This is a genomic window from Arthrobacter sp. NPDC058130 (assembly GCF_042884475.1).
Classification (GTDB): Bacteria; Actinomycetota; Actinomycetes; order Actinomycetales; family Micrococcaceae; genus Arthrobacter.
This window is the reverse complement of record NZ_JBHVTV010000016.1, coordinates 16,929-33,175: the sequence shown is the minus strand read 5'-3', so window position 1 is coordinate 33,175 and position 16,247 is coordinate 16,929. Positions and strand designations below refer to the sequence as shown.

The following is a 16,247-nucleotide window of genomic DNA, read 5'->3' as shown; positions in this document are numbered from 1 at the left end:
CCATCTGCTTAAGCGTTTGATCACAACAAAGATAACCTGACGCTTGAGGGTGATCAAGCGTTTTAGCAAACTTCCTCCCGACACCGTGCCCGGCGCCTACCTGGCGGGTCTGTCACCGAACGAGAACTGGTCGGCGTTGATGTGGCCCCAGCCGCCGGTATTGCGGTCGACGATCTCGATGTGGCCCGTCTGGCCCTGCAGATCATCGACCAGCCAGGAGGTCCAATGGAGCCTCTCGTCGTTGCTGCCCGTCGCGGTCCGAACGACTTGTCCGTTGACCACGAGGTTGACGGCGGCTTGGTTGTCCGGTTCGCCGCCTACGGCCCCGGGCGAGTCGGCAAAGACGAGGTGATCGACCATGAGGTGGCCCCATGAGCCCGTCGCCTGGTCAACGATCTGGATTTGCGCTGATCGCCCGACCAGATCATGGACGTCCCAGGAGACTTCGCGCAGGGTCGAGCTGTCATCACCGGTCGCCGTGCGGTAGAGGACTCCGTCAAGTAACAGGTTCATGGTCGTGGCGCCGGTGCCGGTGCCGGTGCCGGTGCCGGTGCCGGTGCCGGTGCCGGAAGGATGGTCGCCCCCGCCAATACGGAAATTGATCCTGTCCCGTCTGATCGGGAAGACCGGCGAGGTGATCGTGCCGGTGGCGGCATCGCCTCCGTTGACAAACGTGTCGGTGACTTTTGTCCCGAATTGCCCAGTGAGCGAGCTGGCTGAGGGTCCCTCGCCGGAGTAACTGCCGGTTGCACTCCACCCGGGGCCCCAGTTTGTTCCTTCGAAGTCTGCAAAGACATCGGAGGGTCGCGGGTGGGCTCCCCCGCCGACGAGGAAGTTTACGAACGGTTGACCGATGGTGAAGCTGGGCGAGCTGAGAGTGCCCGTTGAGGCGTCCCCGTTGAGGTAGCTGTTGACCAGCTTGCTGCCGCGGTAGCCGGTGACGGGTTGCTGGTTCGGCAGCGTTCCGGCCGCCGGCGCCGGGCCGAAGGCGGTTCCGGTGGTGGTCCACGTGCCGTAGGACGGCGATTCAAAGTCCGCATAGGCGGCGGCCGGATCGGCCGACGTGGTGATGTCGGCAAATTCGCGGATCAAAAGATTCGAGAATGTGGCCGCCCCGCCGTCGGCGTACAGACGGATGCCGGTGTCCCCCGGGGCGAAGAAGACCTGGCTCGAGTGGACGTCCTCGCCGTCGCCGACAAATACCTCCACCGATCCCTTGTCGACGAAGACCCTCAGGTGCACCGATCTGGCGGACGGGTCGAAGGCGGATTGCGACTGCAGCCACGGCGCGAAGGCAATGTTCGGCATTTGCCCTGTCTGCTCAGACGCACCGCGGTTGAGATAGAAGGCCTGGTTGTCGTAGACGCCGAGGTCGGTATGCCGCATCCCGTCGCCTGAGACGCCCACGGAGATGCCGACGTTCTGGAGGTCAGACCAGGAGATGTCGGTTTCGAGCTCGTAGGCGGTCCCGTGGTAGTCCAGGTCCGTTGCACTGTCGGTGACGGCCGTGGCCGGCAGGGACACCTTTGTCGTCGCGATGTTGTCCAGCTCCGTGACAGGGGTGGATCTGAGCGTGTAGGTCCCGCCGGGCTTAGCCGCGAGCCGGATCTCGCGGACAATGGACATCTGGCCGCTGATGTCGTCGCTCACACTGGAGGGTATGGCCTTGTTTTCGTTGGCGTACCGCCAGTTGTTCATCCACCCGGTGGCGAAGCGCGTGTCGTCCGGGCTGTCGTGGTCCGGCCACGTGACGGCCGCGTACCAGTCCATTCCGCGGTCAAGCCACTGCGGGTCGGCTGCATCCGCGCTGAAGTCCTGCCCGTCCCAGCGTCCTGTCCAATAGGCATAGGTGTTGGGTTTGCCGCTGTAGTCTCCCTGCATGCTCGCGGCCAGGACCCAGTGCCATGTCCCGTCGTCGGCCTTGATCTGGAAAATGTCAGGGCATTCCATGCCGCCGATATTGGGGGTGGTGTAGGCGAATTCCGATTCGTAGGACCAGTTCTTCAGGTCAGGCGAGGTGAAGAACTGCATCTTCTGGGCCATGCCTATGACGGCAACCCATTCGTTGTTCCCTTGGTCCCAGACGATTTTCGGATCACGGAACCAGTCGTTGTTGCCCGGGTTGTGAATGACCGGCGCCCCGTAGGCTGTGAACGTGCTGCCGCCATCCGTCGAGTAGTAAAGGTACTGTTCCTGGTCGTAACGGTCGCCGCCCGTCGGCTGGGTGGCCAGCACGACGACGGCGCCGGCACCGAAGCCTGCGGTGTTGGCTGCGTCGACAACGCCCGAGCCGGTCCACACCGGAAAATCAGGGGCTTTGTCGAGGGCCACGCCCTCGTCCTTGAAGACGACGTTGTCGCTCGTACTGGCGTGGCGCCAGCCTCCGCCCTCACTCTCCCGGTCACCGTAAAGGTAGTAGAGGTGGTACTTGCCGTCGACCCAGATGGGACGCTGCGGATCACTGAGCCAGTCATGTGGGGCGGTCAGGTGGTACGTGGGGCGAAGCGATTCCCCCGGCGGCGCGGCGGCGAGCGCTGGCGACGCCGGCGCGATCACCCCTCCCGCGACAAGGGCAAGGACGGCAAGGCCGGACGCCCCGCGGACCAGGGTGTCGAGATGACTTTTCACGGCGAACCTTTCATACAACAGCGGATGGATTCGTTTCGCACAGCAGGAGACGTCGACGTCAGACGATCGAAGCTTCCATGAGCCAAAGCCGAGCTGAATGCCCCGGCGCCGGGAAGAGGTTCCGCGCCATATAGGAGGTCAAACGCTTTAGCAACCCGACTGTAATCAACATCACATTCTCAGGTCAAGCGTTTAAGCACCTGATTTCAGCGCGTGGTGGCTAGCCGCCTGTAGCTGAGAGACTTGAGCGTCAGAGTGCCCCCCGCCGTGGTGGCTTTGATGCTCGGCGCCCCGGCGGTGGGGAAAACGAGGGATGTCAACGTCTTTTCGCCCCCGTTGACGAACACTTCCACCGAGCAATAGTCGACGTAAATCGTTAGCTCGACTTGCCCGTCGTGTGGCTGGCTGACAGCGTGGCGCGGTGACCGGTAGTCCGGACTGAGTTCGCCCTTGCCGGTGGCGGCAGCGTCGGCGTCGCGGGAGATGAATGCCGACTCCTTCGCAAAGTCATATCCGACCGTCGCGAACGCTCCCCCGTCGCCTCCGAGCTCGATCCTCGCAACCGAACCGTCGTCGCCCGCCGACCGCTCCAGGGTCGCGTCGAGCCGGTATGCCCCGCCCTCCGGGGCCGGGAGTTGCCCTGCGCCGTCCTGGGTCATGCGGCGTTCCCCAGCCGTTGCCACCGGTCCCTCAAGGGACTTCATTGCGGTGGTGGGCTGCGACACAAGCGTCGGCTGTCCCCCGATTGATTCCAGCCTGATGTCGCGCACGATCGAGTCCGCGCCGCCGTGCCAGTCCTGGGTGGGCAGCTGCTGCGCGTACGCCCAGTTGTTCATCCACCCGATGGCGTGCCGGGAGGACATCCGCTGGCTTTCGGTGAGCCTTGGGTCATCCCAGGTCACGGCGGCGTAGAAGTCGGAGCCGGCGTCGAGCCATTGATGTTTCCCGCCGGACGCTGTGAAGCGGGTTCCGTCCCACTCGCCGGTCCAGTAGGCAACGCCGGTGGTGAATCCCTCCCCGCTCCCGTTGGCACTGGCGGCCAGGACCCAGGTCCGCTTGGCGGGATCGCCGTCGAGGTCCAGCTGGAACAGTTCGGGGCATTCGAGGGTGCCCAGGCCGGTGCGCTCGAAGCCCGAAGCGTAGCTCCAGTTCTTCAGGTCAGGCGAGGTGTACATGCCGATCTTGTCGCCTTCGGCCAGGGCCATGACCCATTGGCTGTGGGCGTCATCGCGGATGATCTTCGGGTCCCGCCAGTCCGGTTGGCCGGGGTTTTCCATGATCGGGTTCTGCGCGTACGCCGTGAAGGAGTATCCGTTGTCGGTGGAATAGAACAGGGACTGCCGCTGGATGCCGTGGTCCTGTTGGGTCATGACCGCGATCACGGCCCCCTTGCCAAAGCCGGCCGAGTTGTCTTGGTCCACTACGGCGCTTCCGGTCTCGATGTCGCCGAGCCCGTTCTTGTACTTGGCGATCGCCACCCCCTCCTCCTTCCAGTGGACCAGGTCTGGGCTTGTCAGGTGATACCACTCGGTGCCGTTCTCCTTGGGGTACCCGGCGTTGTAGAGGTAGTAGTAGTGCCACAGCCCGTCAATCAGGATCGGTCGCTGCGGATCATTCATCCAGTTCTTGCCCGGCGTGATGTGGTAACTGGGCCGGAACCCGGAGGCCCCCTCGGGACGATCGAAAGCTTCGACGGCGGGCGCCGACGTCCGCTGCGGCACGCCCAGCTCCGCGAGCATGGACTCCACCGCTTCGTGGCTCATGCAGTCCGGGCGGACGACCTCACCTGATCCTGCCCGGACCACCCGGTCCTCCCGGCTGGACAAGACCTCGACGTCGTCTCCGCTCCGGGCGGCCGCCACCCACCCGTCTCCGCATTCGATGCTGCGCAGGTCCGCCACGCCGTCGGTCCGGATCGGCTGCGTCAGCTGCTCAAGGGTGCGGTCTCCGCCACGGAGCCAATAGGAGCCGTAATGCCCGCGGGATTCCTTGGCGCCGGCCTGGGCGGCGGCGACGCCCCGGAGTGCCTGGCCCGCCGGACTCTGGGGAGCCTGACGGGACCCTGCCGACGGGATCAGCGCCACGGCGACAAGGACGGCCACGGCCGCTGCTGCCACCGCAATCCAGATCATGCGGGGGCTCAGCGCGTGTACAAGGTTTTTCACAATTCAACATTCCTGGTTCTGGTGGAGGCCATCCGGCCCCATCCATGGCCTGATGCAGGAGGAGGAAGCGCCCGGAATCCGGGCGCTTCCTCCCTGCTACTGCCCGCTTATCACTACTTGTAGTGGCCAGCCCCGCCGACGTTGACGTTGGTGGGGAGGTAGCCGAACGGGCCGAGGCCGTTCTGGCCGAAGCTGCGGTCCACCGTCGAGACGCCGTTGCGGAAGTTGATCTTCACGGTGGGCGAGAGCGAACCACCCCGGACGCCGTTGACGTTGTCGATGAAGGACTGCACCAGGCCGCCAGGCTGCACGTAGTGCGAGTAGGCCTGGAACTGGCGGCCGTTCTGGCGGGGATCCGGCCCTTCGGGCGCGTTGGCCGGCATGTTCAGGTCCGTGGGCGAGGCCAGGGCCAGGCCGCTGTTGTTCATGGGCTGGTAGTCGGAACGGACACCGTCGCCCACAAAGCCGTAGACCCCGTCAGGGCCGCGCATTCCATCCGCGTAGGTGAACTGGTGGCTGATGGTGAACAGGTAGTACTTGTTCTTGCCGTTCTCGTTCTGGATGAAGATCTGCGGACGCTCGGTCTGGTCGTTCACGCAGTTCGCGGACAGGATCGGCGGCAGGAAGTGCCACTTGGTCAGGTCCTTGTTGTCTGCGACGGCCAGGCCCACGTTGGCGGTCTGGTACCACGAGCCGGTGCTGTTGACCTGCTGAAGTGTTTCGGCGTTCGGATCCCCCGGCTGGTAGCCCAGGTCCGCATCCTTGCACTTGTACTCGCCCCGCTGGCCGCCGGTGTTGCCCTCGAAGACCATGAAGGTCTGCCCCGGGTGCGCCGGGTCTGCGAACGTGTACGGGTCACGGAACGCGAAACCAGGGTTCTGGGCCTTGTTCTGGTACATGACGCCGTCCGGCTCAAGGAGCTTGGTGTGCTGGAAGCCATCAAAGCTCACGCCGTTCTGGTCGGCGTGGATGTTGCCCAGTGCCTTGGCGATCACGGCATCCGGGGCGATTCCGCCGCCGCCGGCGTTGCGCTCGGCAACGTCGTAGAACGTGGTGGCCGTGTAGAAGACGTTGACGTGGTTCCCCTGCATGAGGCGGGTGGAACCGGACCATTCGGTGTTGCCGATCGAGGTGTTGTCCAGGAACAGGTGTCCGCCGTAGTTCCACTTGTCCTTGGCCGGGTCGGCGTTAGTTTTGCGGAAGAAGTAGCCGATCCGGGCGTTCCAGTGGCGCTGGTCGAAGCCGTAGCCGGCGTGCCGGTCAGCAACGAGCGAGAAGATGACGTCCCAGCCCTTGTAGCTGATCTGGTTGGCGTTCTCATCCGTCAGGGACCAGGTGTCCCAGACCCACACGTCGTTGTTCATGGCCGGGAAGTCCTGCGGGATCTCCGGCATGGTGACGTTCGGGCTCATGGAGTTCTGGCCCGGGGTTACGTTCTTGCTGCTTTGGGCCATGATCTGCTTGGCATCCGCACGCGTCCACTTGGAGGTGAATGCCGCGGCCGGATCGAACGGCTGCTGGGTGTGCTTCGTGGGCAGTGGGAAGCCGGGCGTCGGAGCGGGCATCTGCCCGCCGCTCGGCGGATCCGAGGGCGCGTTTGCCTGCGCCGACGGAACCGAAAGGAAGACGGAGGCCGCCACGGCCGCCGCCAGTGCCGCGGCGACAGGGCGCCACCGCAGCTTCCGGGGTGTATTGGGGTGCTCGTGCATTTTTTGCTCTTCTCGCGGAGTTGAGACCATTCGTGGAAGACGGGCGTGTGCCCTCATTCCCCGAAACTCCGACAGCCCCAATGACACCGCAGGCGTCATCGAGGACGCCATCGTGTCGAGGGGACGGGACCTGGGTAGGGCCCCGCCTGGTGGCGGCGGGAGCAAATTGCGTCCCGGCACCGGGAACCACGTTAGGCAGTCCGCGGCAGGTCGCCAAACCCTGTTTCCGAGTCGTGTGAGCAGTTCCGCGCAACTGTGTGCAAGCGCTTACATTACCGTCCACGCGCGCGTGCCACAGCACGAAGATCGAGTCAAATGTTGCGGAGAATGGCTGAAGAAAGCTGGGAATTACCCGCGCGTTTACCCGGTTTTTGCCGGGCAGTGGGTTGTTCGTTCAGCCCCGACGGCGGTGCTGCGGCGGCTTTTTGTCTTCGCCCCTGTCGGGCCGCGGGGCCTTAATGCCATACTCTGTCCCACGGTCTCCAGAGATGATCTAGAGGGTGGTCTTTATGGTTCAGCCATTGGCGCCGATTGTCCGCGGCCCTATCCTTCAAAGCAGCACACACATCCTCCTGTCAGGTGTAATGGCCGGCGCTACGGCATCGGTGCTCGCGGCCGGCGACGGCGTTGGGAAGGCAGGTGCCTTGGCCAACGGCGACCTGTGGGTCAAGCTCGACCACGCGCTCAGCCCCGGCCAGCAGGTGACCGCCATCCAGGAGGTCGGCGGCGTCTCCAGCCAACCGGGCAATAATCCTGTGGCCGTCATTCCCCTGCCCAGCCCCCTACCGACGCCCGCCTTCGCCTCACCTGTCACGAAATGCATGGACCAGGTCCTTCTGGCCGGTCTCGTGCCAGGGGCGACGGTAACGTTGAAGTTGAACAACACGGTGTTGGCCGCCAACCCGGTAGTCGGGACCAGCGCGTGGATCGCTTTCAGCCCTGCTCCCCTCGTGGTGGGCGCGCGGCTTTCGGCCGAGCAAGCGGTCGGGGGAATGTCCAGCGGCCCGTCGTTTTCGATGCCTTTGGCTCCAGTTCCTGAACAAGAGAATGTGCCCACTCCCGTCATCGCCGGTCCGCTGCATGCCTGCGACACGGCTGTGCTCGCGTCGGGCCTCATACCCGCAGGACACCTCGATCTCGAGAACGGGGCGAGTGCGCAATATTGGGTCAGCCTCGCGGAGACGATGTGGGCCAGCGGCAGCAACCCGCTCACCGAAGGCACGCTGGTCGTGCGGCAAAGCCTCCCCGGTTGCGGCGGCGTGAGTGGTCCTCTCAAAGTACCCGTCGGACCTGCGGTGGCGCCGCCGGCCCCGGTCTTGCAACCCTTCTGTCCTGATGCCAAGCGAGTCGTTGTCAGCGGGTTGAAACCCGGCGGCGCATTGACCCTGTGGAGCAGAGCGGCAAACCAGACAGCCGAGACGCCGATCGGCACAATTGGCATCGGCAGAACAACGGAAGAGGTTGATTTGCCATTGCAGATTGGCGGAAGCGGCCAGGTCATGGCGATCGTTGCCCGGCAAACCCTCTGCGGCCTGACAAGCGCGCCGGGGTCCAGCCTCGAATTCGCCCGCCCGGACTCCGGGGCCCTGCCGCCGCCCACGCCGTTGATTGTGGCGCCCCTGGTTGATTGCATGCGGGCCGTTCCCGCTGACGGTCTCTTCAACGGTGTTCTGACGCAGGTCTTCTCCGTCAGCCACGGCTTGCCACTTTCTGATCTGATGGTTATGACCAGCCCCAAGACCCGCATTCCGGTCTGGTTTCCGCTGGCGCACGGTGACAAGGTCCAGATCCGGCAGCTCGGGTGTTCTGCCCCGGCGATAACCGCCGTCGAACCCGTCCATCCGTTACCCTCACCCCTTCCGCCACCCAAGGTGGCGGGGCCGGTACGGCCCGGCGAAACGGCCGTGCGGGTCAGCGGATGCCAGCCAGGATCCCGTGTGCACCTGCTGGTGAACTGGACAGAAAGAGCCGCCTCAGATCAGACCTGGGACGGGGAAGCGGTGTTCCACCTGAATTCTGCATTGAAGGAGAACGACAAGCTCTGGGCGGTTCAGGCGATGTGCACCGTAAAGAGCACTGCCGAGGGGACGCCAACAATCGTTGCCAAAGGACATCTGGATCTGACGGTGACGCCGAACAGTGCTGTTGGCGGCAAGGCTGCCTCTTTCACAGTTGAAGCGCGCGACCACGACACCGGCGCGGCGGTGCCGGGACTGAAAGTTGCCTTTGGTGGTGCTGCTGCGGGCGTGACGGGTGCGTCCTTCGCGTGGACGATGCCGTCCAGCGGAAGTTCACTAACCGGCACCGTGCTGGGCGGCACCACCTACGTAGACGCGACATTCTCGATCGCCCTCCGACAGGCGGTTCCGCTTACCCTCAACCTGTTTCCTGGCCCTGTCGCGGTACCGAACAAGGCATGGCAAACGGATGTGGTGTGGACCGTGACACCGCGCTGGGGAGATCCTCCCGTGCAGTTGAAGGCCAATGTGGGCACGGTGATGATTCCGCCCCCGCCAGGCGCCGAGCGCCGGGTTGCCGTCTCGCTTGCGTTCAAGGCCCACCTGCAGGGCGAGATCGGCGGTATTGACTGGCCGCCTCAGGTGATCGATCTTGACGGCTACCTGGCCGATGTGGCCTTGACCGGGGCCAGTCACGCCCTCACCGCCAGATTCTGGTTCCAGACCGTGGACGTGCCGGTTCCGGACGACGGTTCGGAAACGCGGCTCGCAGCTGGGGCGCAGCTATTCAGCATCACCTAAGGCCCGGAGGAAAATCGCAGTGACCGGAGGGACCAGACTGAGCGGACCGCACTGGCGGCGGGTGGTGGCAGCCCTCGCCAACCAGGACGCCCGGACCGCCTACGCGCAAATAGTGCTCGGCGCCACGTCCACCGACGTGGTTGCTGATTTGAATGCCCAACGGCGAAACCGGGCCATCGCTACCCTCCTTGACTCTGGGCTGATCGAACGGAATGCGGCCAACGAATTAGAGGCGCCTGAGGCGATCTTCCGTGACCTTCTCACGCAGCAACCCCGGCGGCAAGCCCAGACCGGACCGGCCCGCTTCATGCGTCTGGGCAGGATCGAGCGGTATCCAGCCAACATGGCGGAACGGCGGGAGCTCCTGGCCTGGATTGTCAGCGAAGCCATCGAGCCGGGCGAACACCTGACGGAAAAGCAGGTGAACGAGCGGCTCCTTAGCTATAGCGATGATGTAGTCATGCTGCGCCGCTACCTGGTCGACTTCGGATTATTGCAACGAACGCCCTCCGGCTCCTCCTACTCCCGGCAGGAAGAACGCTGACCGGCCCCACAATGCGCGGTGAGCCGCGCCGGGTGGAACTCTGGTCAACGTTTCGCTCGAGCTACTTCTCAGGAGCAAATTTTAAGGAAGGCCGTGGCACCAGGACGTTCGTGGAAGGTCACGGTGTGGCCGCTGTCGTCATGGAAGACGGCCTGTGAGCCTGTCACGGTGATGGTGCCCGACTGATAGGGGTTGTCCCAGCCTGCAGGCGGATTTCCCTGACCGTCGTCCAGCGGCCGGTCGGCGACGAAGAAGGTGTCCTGCACCCGGGCCTCATAGATGCCACAGTGCGTGAAGAGGGCGAAGGGGACACCTGAGACGGCGGTGGTTGCCGGACTTGTCGGGGCGTCGATCGTCGGTGATGCAGGTGCTGCGCATCCACTCAGCACCCCCAGTGCGGCTGCCGCAGCAGCGATGCTTCGAACATATCGAATTGCCATGCGCCAAGCCTGTCTGACGACACATGCGCGGTCAAGAATCTGAACATCTCAATTGCCTAACCCGGCGACGCAACCAGGCGGAACTAATTGCAAACGTGCGTCCGCTCAGGATCCCCGGCCCTGCGATTGTTTGTCCGCGGTGGGCGTGTGGTCTCTGGCATAGTTGACGGCATGGACTTTCGACTTCGCACAAGAAGCGATATCCCACGATGCGTTTCGACATTGAAGCTAGTTCATTCAGCTGATCGATATCCCTACCAGTGGCCCCACGACCCCATCGCCTGGTTGAATCCCGCCGGTTCTCTCATCGCCTGGGTAGCCGAAGATAAAGGCACGGACACAATCCTCGGACATGTTTGCGTGGTTTATGGGCCCGGCAGTCAAATACTCGCCTCCGTCCCCGGTATTGGCTCCCATCAAAGGGCGAGCGTCTCACGTCTGTTTGTTTCGCCGGCGGCCCGCGGCCAGGGATTATCCCTTGGAAAGTCATTACTCCGGATCGCCCAGACCTGGGCCGAGGCCAACGATCTCACGTTGACCCTCGATGTAGTCGATGATGGTGGGCCTGCCGTGGAGCTCTACGAAAGGCTGGGGTGGAGACTACTCGACCTGGTTGAGGCTGAGTGGCGCACCCCCGAGGGCAATCATCCCAAGATCCGTGTGTACCAGGCGCCTCCCGTGCCGGCCCCGGCCGCCCCCGAAGCAACATCAACAAGCGTCTAGCCTCGATCGCCCATGGCGCGGGATGAACTTTTACATTTCCGTTGAGCTTTGTCCCCATAGTGCGTGTTCTAGTCAAGATTCGGGCCGGTGCGGATGCCTCTTGGCGGGCTGAAAGTAGTCGGTCAGGAAGCCAGCCAGGATACTGGCCAGGACCAGCACGAGCCCCGGCAGGAGCGTATACGGGCCGACGTACTCGCGGATGTCGACTCTGAAGAGGATTGCGAGGATGACCGCGAGGAGAACATAGGCGATTGATATTGCTGTTCCAATCATCGTGATGCTGGTTCCCCGCGTCCTCCTCTTCTTCTTGGGGAACTGCTTCGCATAGTCCTCCGCCGAGCCGAATTCGGCTTCGGCGGGAGGTCCTGCGGCGGCCTCATGCGCCCGCACCTCGTCGATTACTTCGGTGATTTCCGGTTCGGACAACCCGCGAAGTCTGAGGTTGAAGGTCAGGTTTCGCTCGTAGCTCATGCGTTTGCTGCGCATGCGACTCTGGCCGCCGGCCTTCCATTTTGATTCGTCGGACTTTGGTCCAAAACTTCCCCCCGTTTTTCTTGATAGCGGCCGTTGCAGCCGCTGTCACTAAACTGCCAGTGGCCGGCACAAACATAGCCATAGATTCGTCGTGCTGCGTCACAAATCGTGCCTCTTGCGATTCGCGAAAGTAGTTCAGCATCAATCCCCCAAGGTTCGGACAGGAGCCTACAGCACTGGTTTCGCCAAATAGCGCTATTGGCTGCGTGCCAGATAAGTGGGATTGAGTGTCATGCAACGTTTGTGCGGCTCTTCGTGTCCTCGTAGGGATTCCGCTGCAGTAAGTCAGTGGCCGGGTCCGGTGACGATCTTGTTTCGTTCGGATTCGTGCGCGCCGCCCTTCTTCGCCAGCGTGGAGCATGCCTCTTCGATGTCTCGGGCGAGCGTGTCGACGTGCTCGCGGCTCATCGTCTCCTTGACCAGCGCCCGCATGATCGTCACGTCCTGGGCGTTCGGCGGCAGGGTGTATGCCGGCACCATCCAGCCGCGCTCGGCCGAGAGCTGCCAGGCAATGTCGAACTCGTCGTACCCGGTGTCGGCGGCGAGCCGGAACGCGACCAGGGGAAGTTGCTCCTCGTCGCGGCCGATGATCTCGAACCGGCCCATGGCGTCCAACTTCTCGGCGAGGACGCGGGCGTTGGTCTGCATGTTCTGCATGATGTACGTGTAACCGGCGCGACCATAGCGCACGAAGTTGTAGTACTGGGCGAGAACCATCGACGAGCCGGTGGAGAAGTTCAGGGTGAAAGTCGAGTCGGTCTTGCCGAGGTAGTTCTCCTCGAAGACGAGGTCCTTGGCCAGGTCGGCCTGTTCCCGGAAGATCAGCCAGCCGATGCCGGGATAGACCAGGCCGAACTTGTGCCCGGAGACATTGATCGAGCGGACCTGCTCGAGGCGGAAGTCCCACGCGGAGTCCGGGTAGAGGAAGGGCCAGACGAACCCCCCACTGGCCCCGTCCACGTGCAACGGCACATCAAGGTCCCGCTCGCGCTTGATCCGGAGTAGCAGGTCGTTGATGCCGACGACGTCGTCCTTGTGCCCGGTGAACGTGGTACCCAGCACGGCGGCCACACCGATGGTGTTCTCATCGATATGGGCTTGCACGTCCTCCGGTCCGATCGTGTACTTCCCCGGCTGCAGGGGCACGATCCGTGGCTCGACGTCGAAGTAGCGGCAGAACTTCTCCCACACGACGTGCACGTCGCCGCCGAATACCAGGTTAGGGCTCGACGTCGATGCGCCGGCAGCCTCGCGACGCTTGCGCCAGTTCCACTTCAGGGACAATCCGCCGAGCATGATCGCCTCCGACGATCCCTGGGTTCGGGCTCCGGTCGTCTCGCCGGGCGCGTGGAAGAGGTCGGCAAGCATCCGAATGCAGCGCTGCTCGATTTCGGCCGTGCGGGGATATTCGGCGTGGTCGATGAAATTGCGGTGCAGGTTCTCTGCGATGATCTGCTGGGCCTGCGGCTCCATCCATGTCGTGACGAAGGTCGCCAGGTTCCGGGCCGGATCACCCTCCAGGGCCAGATCCTCCGACACCAGCCGCAAAGCGTCCTCAGCAGGAATTCCGGTCTCCGGGAACTCCCTGCTGGGAACCTCCTGGGTGACGAATCGGTTGCCGAACAGCGCCACGTCGGCATCCGTCGGCTGGAAATTTGCTGACATCACTTTCTCCTTCAGGGACTCTTGAACAGGGATTACGGATGCGTTCCCCGGTCCGTAGGAACCGAGGCTTCGGTGGATTCTGGACTCAGCATCAGAATCGCGCCGGTGAGGAAGCACAGGGCTCCCACGAAGGTGCCGAGGTTGGACAGTTCGGCATTCCAGACATCGCCGCTCGACGGTATGACAAAGGCCGCGACAGCCGAGATGCCGAACGCAACGGAGCCGAGCACGTTGATCACACCGATCTTCCACGTCCGAGGCTTGGGCCGGCCGGCAATGGCGCCGCGACCGGCGTCCCGCAATGCCACGCCGCTTGAAAGGAGGAACGCTATCGAACCCAGGGCGTCGGGTCGCCACACCCGCTGCTCGGCGAGCGCCGCCGTGAGATTGTCCCGCACCGCGTTTCCCGTACTCCAGTTGAACCACAGCGTGCCGGCGAGCTGAATCGCGGCAGCGAGCCAGCCGAGATTCCGCGGCGCCCATACCCAAAACGAATGGCGCCGTGTGGCACCTGCGGCCGGGAGCGCGCCAACTGCTTCGCGGTACTGCAGGAACGCCGCGCTGGTGAAGAACAGCGAACCGACGAAAAATGTGAATGCACACCAGCGCAAACCCACGGCCTCGGCGTAGGACGGCACCGCCCCCAAAGCGAACAGACTCGAGCCGATGATGAACAACCAGGCGATCCACCGCTCCCGCGTGGTCGAACGGGCCGGGCTCGGGATCCCGGTCATGGTCCGCCGCCCGAGGAAGCCCGATGTTGGACGCTGCCGGCAGCGTCAGGCGCCACGGACGCCGTCGGGCCGTGGCCAGAGTCGGTGCCCGGTCCCGGGACCGGGAGCACATTGGTGATCACGAAGGCCACCGCCACAGCCACCACCACCTGGGGTGTCACGGCCACACCGTCCACTCCCAGCAGCAGCGTGGCCAGCAGCGTCGACGTCAACGGCAGCCGCAGCATGGCTGCGCACATGGCTCCTATGCCCATGCCGATCGCTGCCGCGAGATTCATTCCGGGCAACCCACCGGCGGCAATACCGAGCGCCGCACCGATGAACATCGACGGGAACACCGGCCCACCACGAAATGCGCTCAGCGAGAGCCCGTAGGCCAAGGTCTTGCAAGCGATCAGCAGGACCAGCACAGGAAGCGAATAGCTCGCGGCGTGTTCGACCAGCTCCGGGAGTGCATCCTGCCCCGAGAACAACACCTGCGTGAAGCTTTGCCCGGAAATCAGCTGGTACGCCATCGCGGTAAGACCTACCAGCAAGCCGAGCGCGCACGTCACCAAAACCCGGTTCAGATGCACGACCGGTCGAAGCGACAGCGCCATCCAGCGGATCAACCATCCCAACAGCGCGCCGGCCGCGCCCATGATCACCGCCCAGCCCAACGTAGCCAATGTCGGCGGCTCCGCAGGCGGCACCACGGGCAGTGCCAGTGAGAAGCTGCCCAACCCGGTCCAGCCGTCCAAGCCGACAAACACCAGCGCCCCGACGCCAGACGCGAGCAGCCCGGGCAGGGCCATCAGGCTCAGGGTCATTCCCCCGATCCCGGCGGCCTCCATGATCAGGAATGCACCGAGCACGGGAGAGCCGAGCAAGGTACTGATGGCTGCGAAGCTGCCGGCCGACGCCATGATCGTCAGGGCCATCGGCGGAGCGTCCTTCTTCACCAGGTGCACCGCCAACGCCCCGAGGCCGCCACCGATTGCGATCAGCGGCGCCTCGGGTCCGAGCACCGCACCCAGGCTGAGCGTGGTCAGTGCCGCGAGAAAGATGCCCACGAGCTCCCGACCGGTGGGCGGTCCGCCGCCTGTCTTGAATCCGAAAGCAGGTGAGTGGCCCCCGGTTCCCGGCAGGTACCGGATGGTCAACGCCGTCAACAGCCCGCACAGCACCAACCACGGAACCGGCCACCACGCGGGGGCAGGGCCCCCGAGGACTTGATGCGGCAGCCCGTCGAAGATGTACCGCTGGACCACCGCGACCAGAGCGAGAAAGCCGTATGCAATGGCCGAGATGGGAACGCCCAAGACCGCTGCCAGCAGGAGCGCGGCGATGTACGGCTTGGAACGAATTACGACGGCCGGATCGAAGCTAGGCGGCGGCGCGGCAGGCTCGCTCATGGCCGGCAGCCCTGCGCGCGTGCGGCCTGGCTCAGCCATCGTCCGCCCGAAAGGGCACCCCCAGCAAGCGGAGCCGCCGAGAGGACGGGTTCGGTGCGCCCGTTGTAGCAGCTGAGCATCCCTTCTCCTTCCGCTGGCCGTCCGCTAGACGGCGGGAGCCTCTAGCGAGGACTCAGAAGCGACAGAGGCTGGTCAATCGGATGTTCTCCAAGCTAACGCGTCCGGTGGGGGCAGTCGTCACCCAATGCGGGTGAAAGAGCAAAGAGCACCGGGGTCCTTCGCGGGAGCTCAAACGGAGGGAAACCCGGGCACTGCCGAGTCGACGGCGACTGGCGGGGCCCGTCGTCGTAACTCGCGACGAACGCTACCGGGCGCCGAACGCTAGCCGGCGGCCGTCAGGTGCGGCGGAGAGCGCGGTCAGCACTCGCCCTTGATCACGAAATAGGAGCCGCGAATAACGCCCGCCAGCTTCGATTTTTGGCGGGCAAACTTGAAGCGCTGCGCCAATTCCTCCGGAATTTCCATGCCTTCGGCGAGTTTGAAGCCGACTGCTCGCTTCCCGCCGTCGATGCCGTACATGACGTTGACTGACAGCCCCGACTCGTAGAAAACATAGGCCATCCGAGTACCGTCAACCTCGAAGGCGGTCGCTTCCAGCGGTCGGGAGCCGATGACGATCTCACGCTCGTCCTGGAGTATCCGGCTCACCCGGTCGACCACCTCCGGAGCCTCGCTCGCGGGGCTCACTGTGAAGGCGTGGTCGTACTTGTTCCGGTAATAGCGGGCCTCGTTGGCGCGCAACCCGGCGAGGGCCTCGGCGAACGGCGACGATTCCAAGCCGATGGTAGAAACGTTCTTGAAGTCAACGATGTACGGCATGCAGCCTCCTAGTAGGACGTGGTGGGACCCATGCTAACGCGACGACGCGCCGTCACTGCCAAATCCCCCGGCC

At 64.1% G+C, this 16,247-nt stretch carries 12 protein-coding genes; 3 read left to right on the top strand and 9 right to left on the bottom strand.

All coding sequences use genetic code 11. The features are described from left to right. Positions 1-96: 96 nt before the first annotated feature. The 3 genes from ACFVTM_RS20640 to ACFVTM_RS20630 form a co-directional block, all read right to left on the bottom strand. On the bottom strand, positions 97-2,628 hold the full coding sequence (locus tag ACFVTM_RS20640) for a glycoside hydrolase family 32 protein (RefSeq protein WP_390205909.1): 2,532 nt from the start codon (positions 2,626-2,628) through the stop codon (positions 97-99). A gap of 206 nt (positions 2,629-2,834) precedes the next feature. After that, positions 2,835-4,760: a glycoside hydrolase family 32 protein gene (locus ACFVTM_RS20635; RefSeq protein ID WP_390205985.1), complete on the bottom strand. Its 1,926-nt coding sequence runs from the start codon at positions 4,758-4,760 to the stop codon at positions 2,835-2,837. 146 nt (positions 4,761-4,906) lie between these two features. Next, positions 4,907-6,502 carry a glycoside hydrolase family 68 protein gene (locus ACFVTM_RS20630; RefSeq protein ID WP_390205907.1) on the bottom strand — a complete coding sequence of 532 codons (1,596 nt, stop codon included), beginning with the start codon at positions 6,500-6,502 and terminating at the stop codon, positions 4,907-4,909. Positions 6,503-7,146: 644 nt separating this feature from the next. On the opposite strand from ACFVTM_RS20630, the gene ACFVTM_RS20625 reads away from it, so the two are divergent. Both ACFVTM_RS20625 and ACFVTM_RS20620 read left to right on the top strand, forming a co-directional pair. After that, entirely contained in the window at positions 7,147-9,261 is a 2,115-nt protein-coding gene (locus ACFVTM_RS20625; protein WP_390205906.1) for a hypothetical protein, read from the top strand. 19 nt (positions 9,262-9,280) lie between these two features. Then, positions 9,281-9,805: a DUF2087 domain-containing protein gene (locus tag ACFVTM_RS20620; protein WP_390205904.1), complete on the top strand. Its 525-nt coding sequence runs from the start codon at positions 9,281-9,283 to the stop codon at positions 9,803-9,805. A gap of 68 nt (positions 9,806-9,873) precedes the next feature. Here the strand turns inward: ACFVTM_RS20620 and ACFVTM_RS20615 are convergent, their stop codons facing one another. Then, positions 9,874-10,245 carry a hypothetical protein gene (locus ACFVTM_RS20615; protein WP_390205902.1) on the bottom strand — a complete coding sequence of 124 codons (372 nt, stop codon included), beginning with the start codon at positions 10,243-10,245 and terminating at the stop codon, positions 9,874-9,876. Positions 10,246-10,416: 171 nt separating this feature from the next. Here ACFVTM_RS20615 and ACFVTM_RS20610 point away from each other — a divergent pair, with 171 nt between their 5' ends. After that, positions 10,417-10,968, top strand: a complete 552-nt coding sequence (locus tag ACFVTM_RS20610) for a GNAT family N-acetyltransferase (protein WP_390205901.1) — start codon at positions 10,417-10,419, stop codon at positions 10,966-10,968. A gap of 72 nt (positions 10,969-11,040) precedes the next feature. On the opposite strand, the gene ACFVTM_RS20605 is transcribed toward ACFVTM_RS20610, so the two are convergent. From ACFVTM_RS20605 to ACFVTM_RS20585, 5 genes are all read right to left on the bottom strand, one after another. Further along, positions 11,041-11,439 (bottom strand): hypothetical protein, encoded by a 399-nt coding sequence (locus ACFVTM_RS20605; protein WP_390205899.1) that lies wholly within the window; start codon positions 11,437-11,439, stop codon positions 11,041-11,043. Positions 11,440-11,787: 348 nt separating this feature from the next. Next, on the bottom strand, positions 11,788-13,167 hold the full coding sequence (locus ACFVTM_RS20600; protein WP_390205897.1) for a glutamate decarboxylase: 1,380 nt from the start codon (positions 13,165-13,167) through the stop codon (positions 11,788-11,790). Positions 13,168-13,199: 32 nt separating this feature from the next. Continuing rightward, the gene (locus ACFVTM_RS20595; protein ID WP_390205895.1) at positions 13,200-13,901 is read right to left on the bottom strand and encodes a hypothetical protein; all 702 of its coding nucleotides are present in this window, start codon (positions 13,899-13,901) and stop codon (positions 13,200-13,202) included. Then, entirely contained in the window at positions 13,898-15,295 is a 1,398-nt protein-coding gene (locus ACFVTM_RS20590; protein WP_390205893.1) for a chloride channel protein, read from the bottom strand. Before ACFVTM_RS20590 ends, ACFVTM_RS20595 begins: the two co-directional genes overlap by 4 nt. 417 nt (positions 15,296-15,712) lie before the next feature. Further along, positions 15,713-16,174 carry a phage tail protein gene (locus ACFVTM_RS20585; RefSeq protein ID WP_390205892.1) on the bottom strand — a complete coding sequence of 154 codons (462 nt, stop codon included), beginning with the start codon at positions 16,172-16,174 and terminating at the stop codon, positions 15,713-15,715. Positions 16,175-16,247: the final 73 nt, after the last annotated feature.

Excerpts from the sequence above, each read along its gene's own strand:
- ACFVTM_RS20635 (WP_390205985.1), bottom strand. The coding sequence starts at position 4,760 with ATGATCTGGATTGCGGTGGCAGCAGCGGCCGTGGCCGTCCTTGTCGCC.
- ACFVTM_RS20630 (WP_390205907.1), bottom strand. The coding sequence starts at position 6,502 with ATGCACGAGCACCCCAATACACCCCGGAAGCTGCGGTGGCGCCCTGTC.
- ACFVTM_RS20615 (WP_390205902.1), bottom strand. The coding sequence starts at position 10,245 with ATGGCAATTCGATATGTTCGAAGCATCGCTGCTGCGGCAGCCGCACTG.
- ACFVTM_RS20610 (WP_390205901.1), top strand. The coding sequence starts at position 10,417 with ATGGACTTTCGACTTCGCACAAGAAGCGATATCCCACGATGCGTTTCG.
- ACFVTM_RS20605 (WP_390205899.1), bottom strand. The coding sequence starts at position 11,439 with ATGAGCTACGAGCGAAACCTGACCTTCAACCTCAGACTTCGCGGGTTG.
- ACFVTM_RS20600 (WP_390205897.1), bottom strand. The coding sequence starts at position 13,167 with ATGTCAGCAAATTTCCAGCCGACGGATGCCGACGTGGCGCTGTTCGGC.
- ACFVTM_RS20595 (WP_390205895.1), bottom strand. The coding sequence starts at position 13,901 with ATGACCGGGATCCCGAGCCCGGCCCGTTCGACCACGCGGGAGCGGTGG.
- ACFVTM_RS20590 (WP_390205893.1), bottom strand. The coding sequence starts at position 15,295 with ATGAGCGAGCCTGCCGCGCCGCCGCCTAGCTTCGATCCGGCCGTCGTA.
- ACFVTM_RS20585 (WP_390205892.1), bottom strand. The coding sequence starts at position 16,174 with ATGCCGTACATCGTTGACTTCAAGAACGTTTCTACCATCGGCTTGGAA.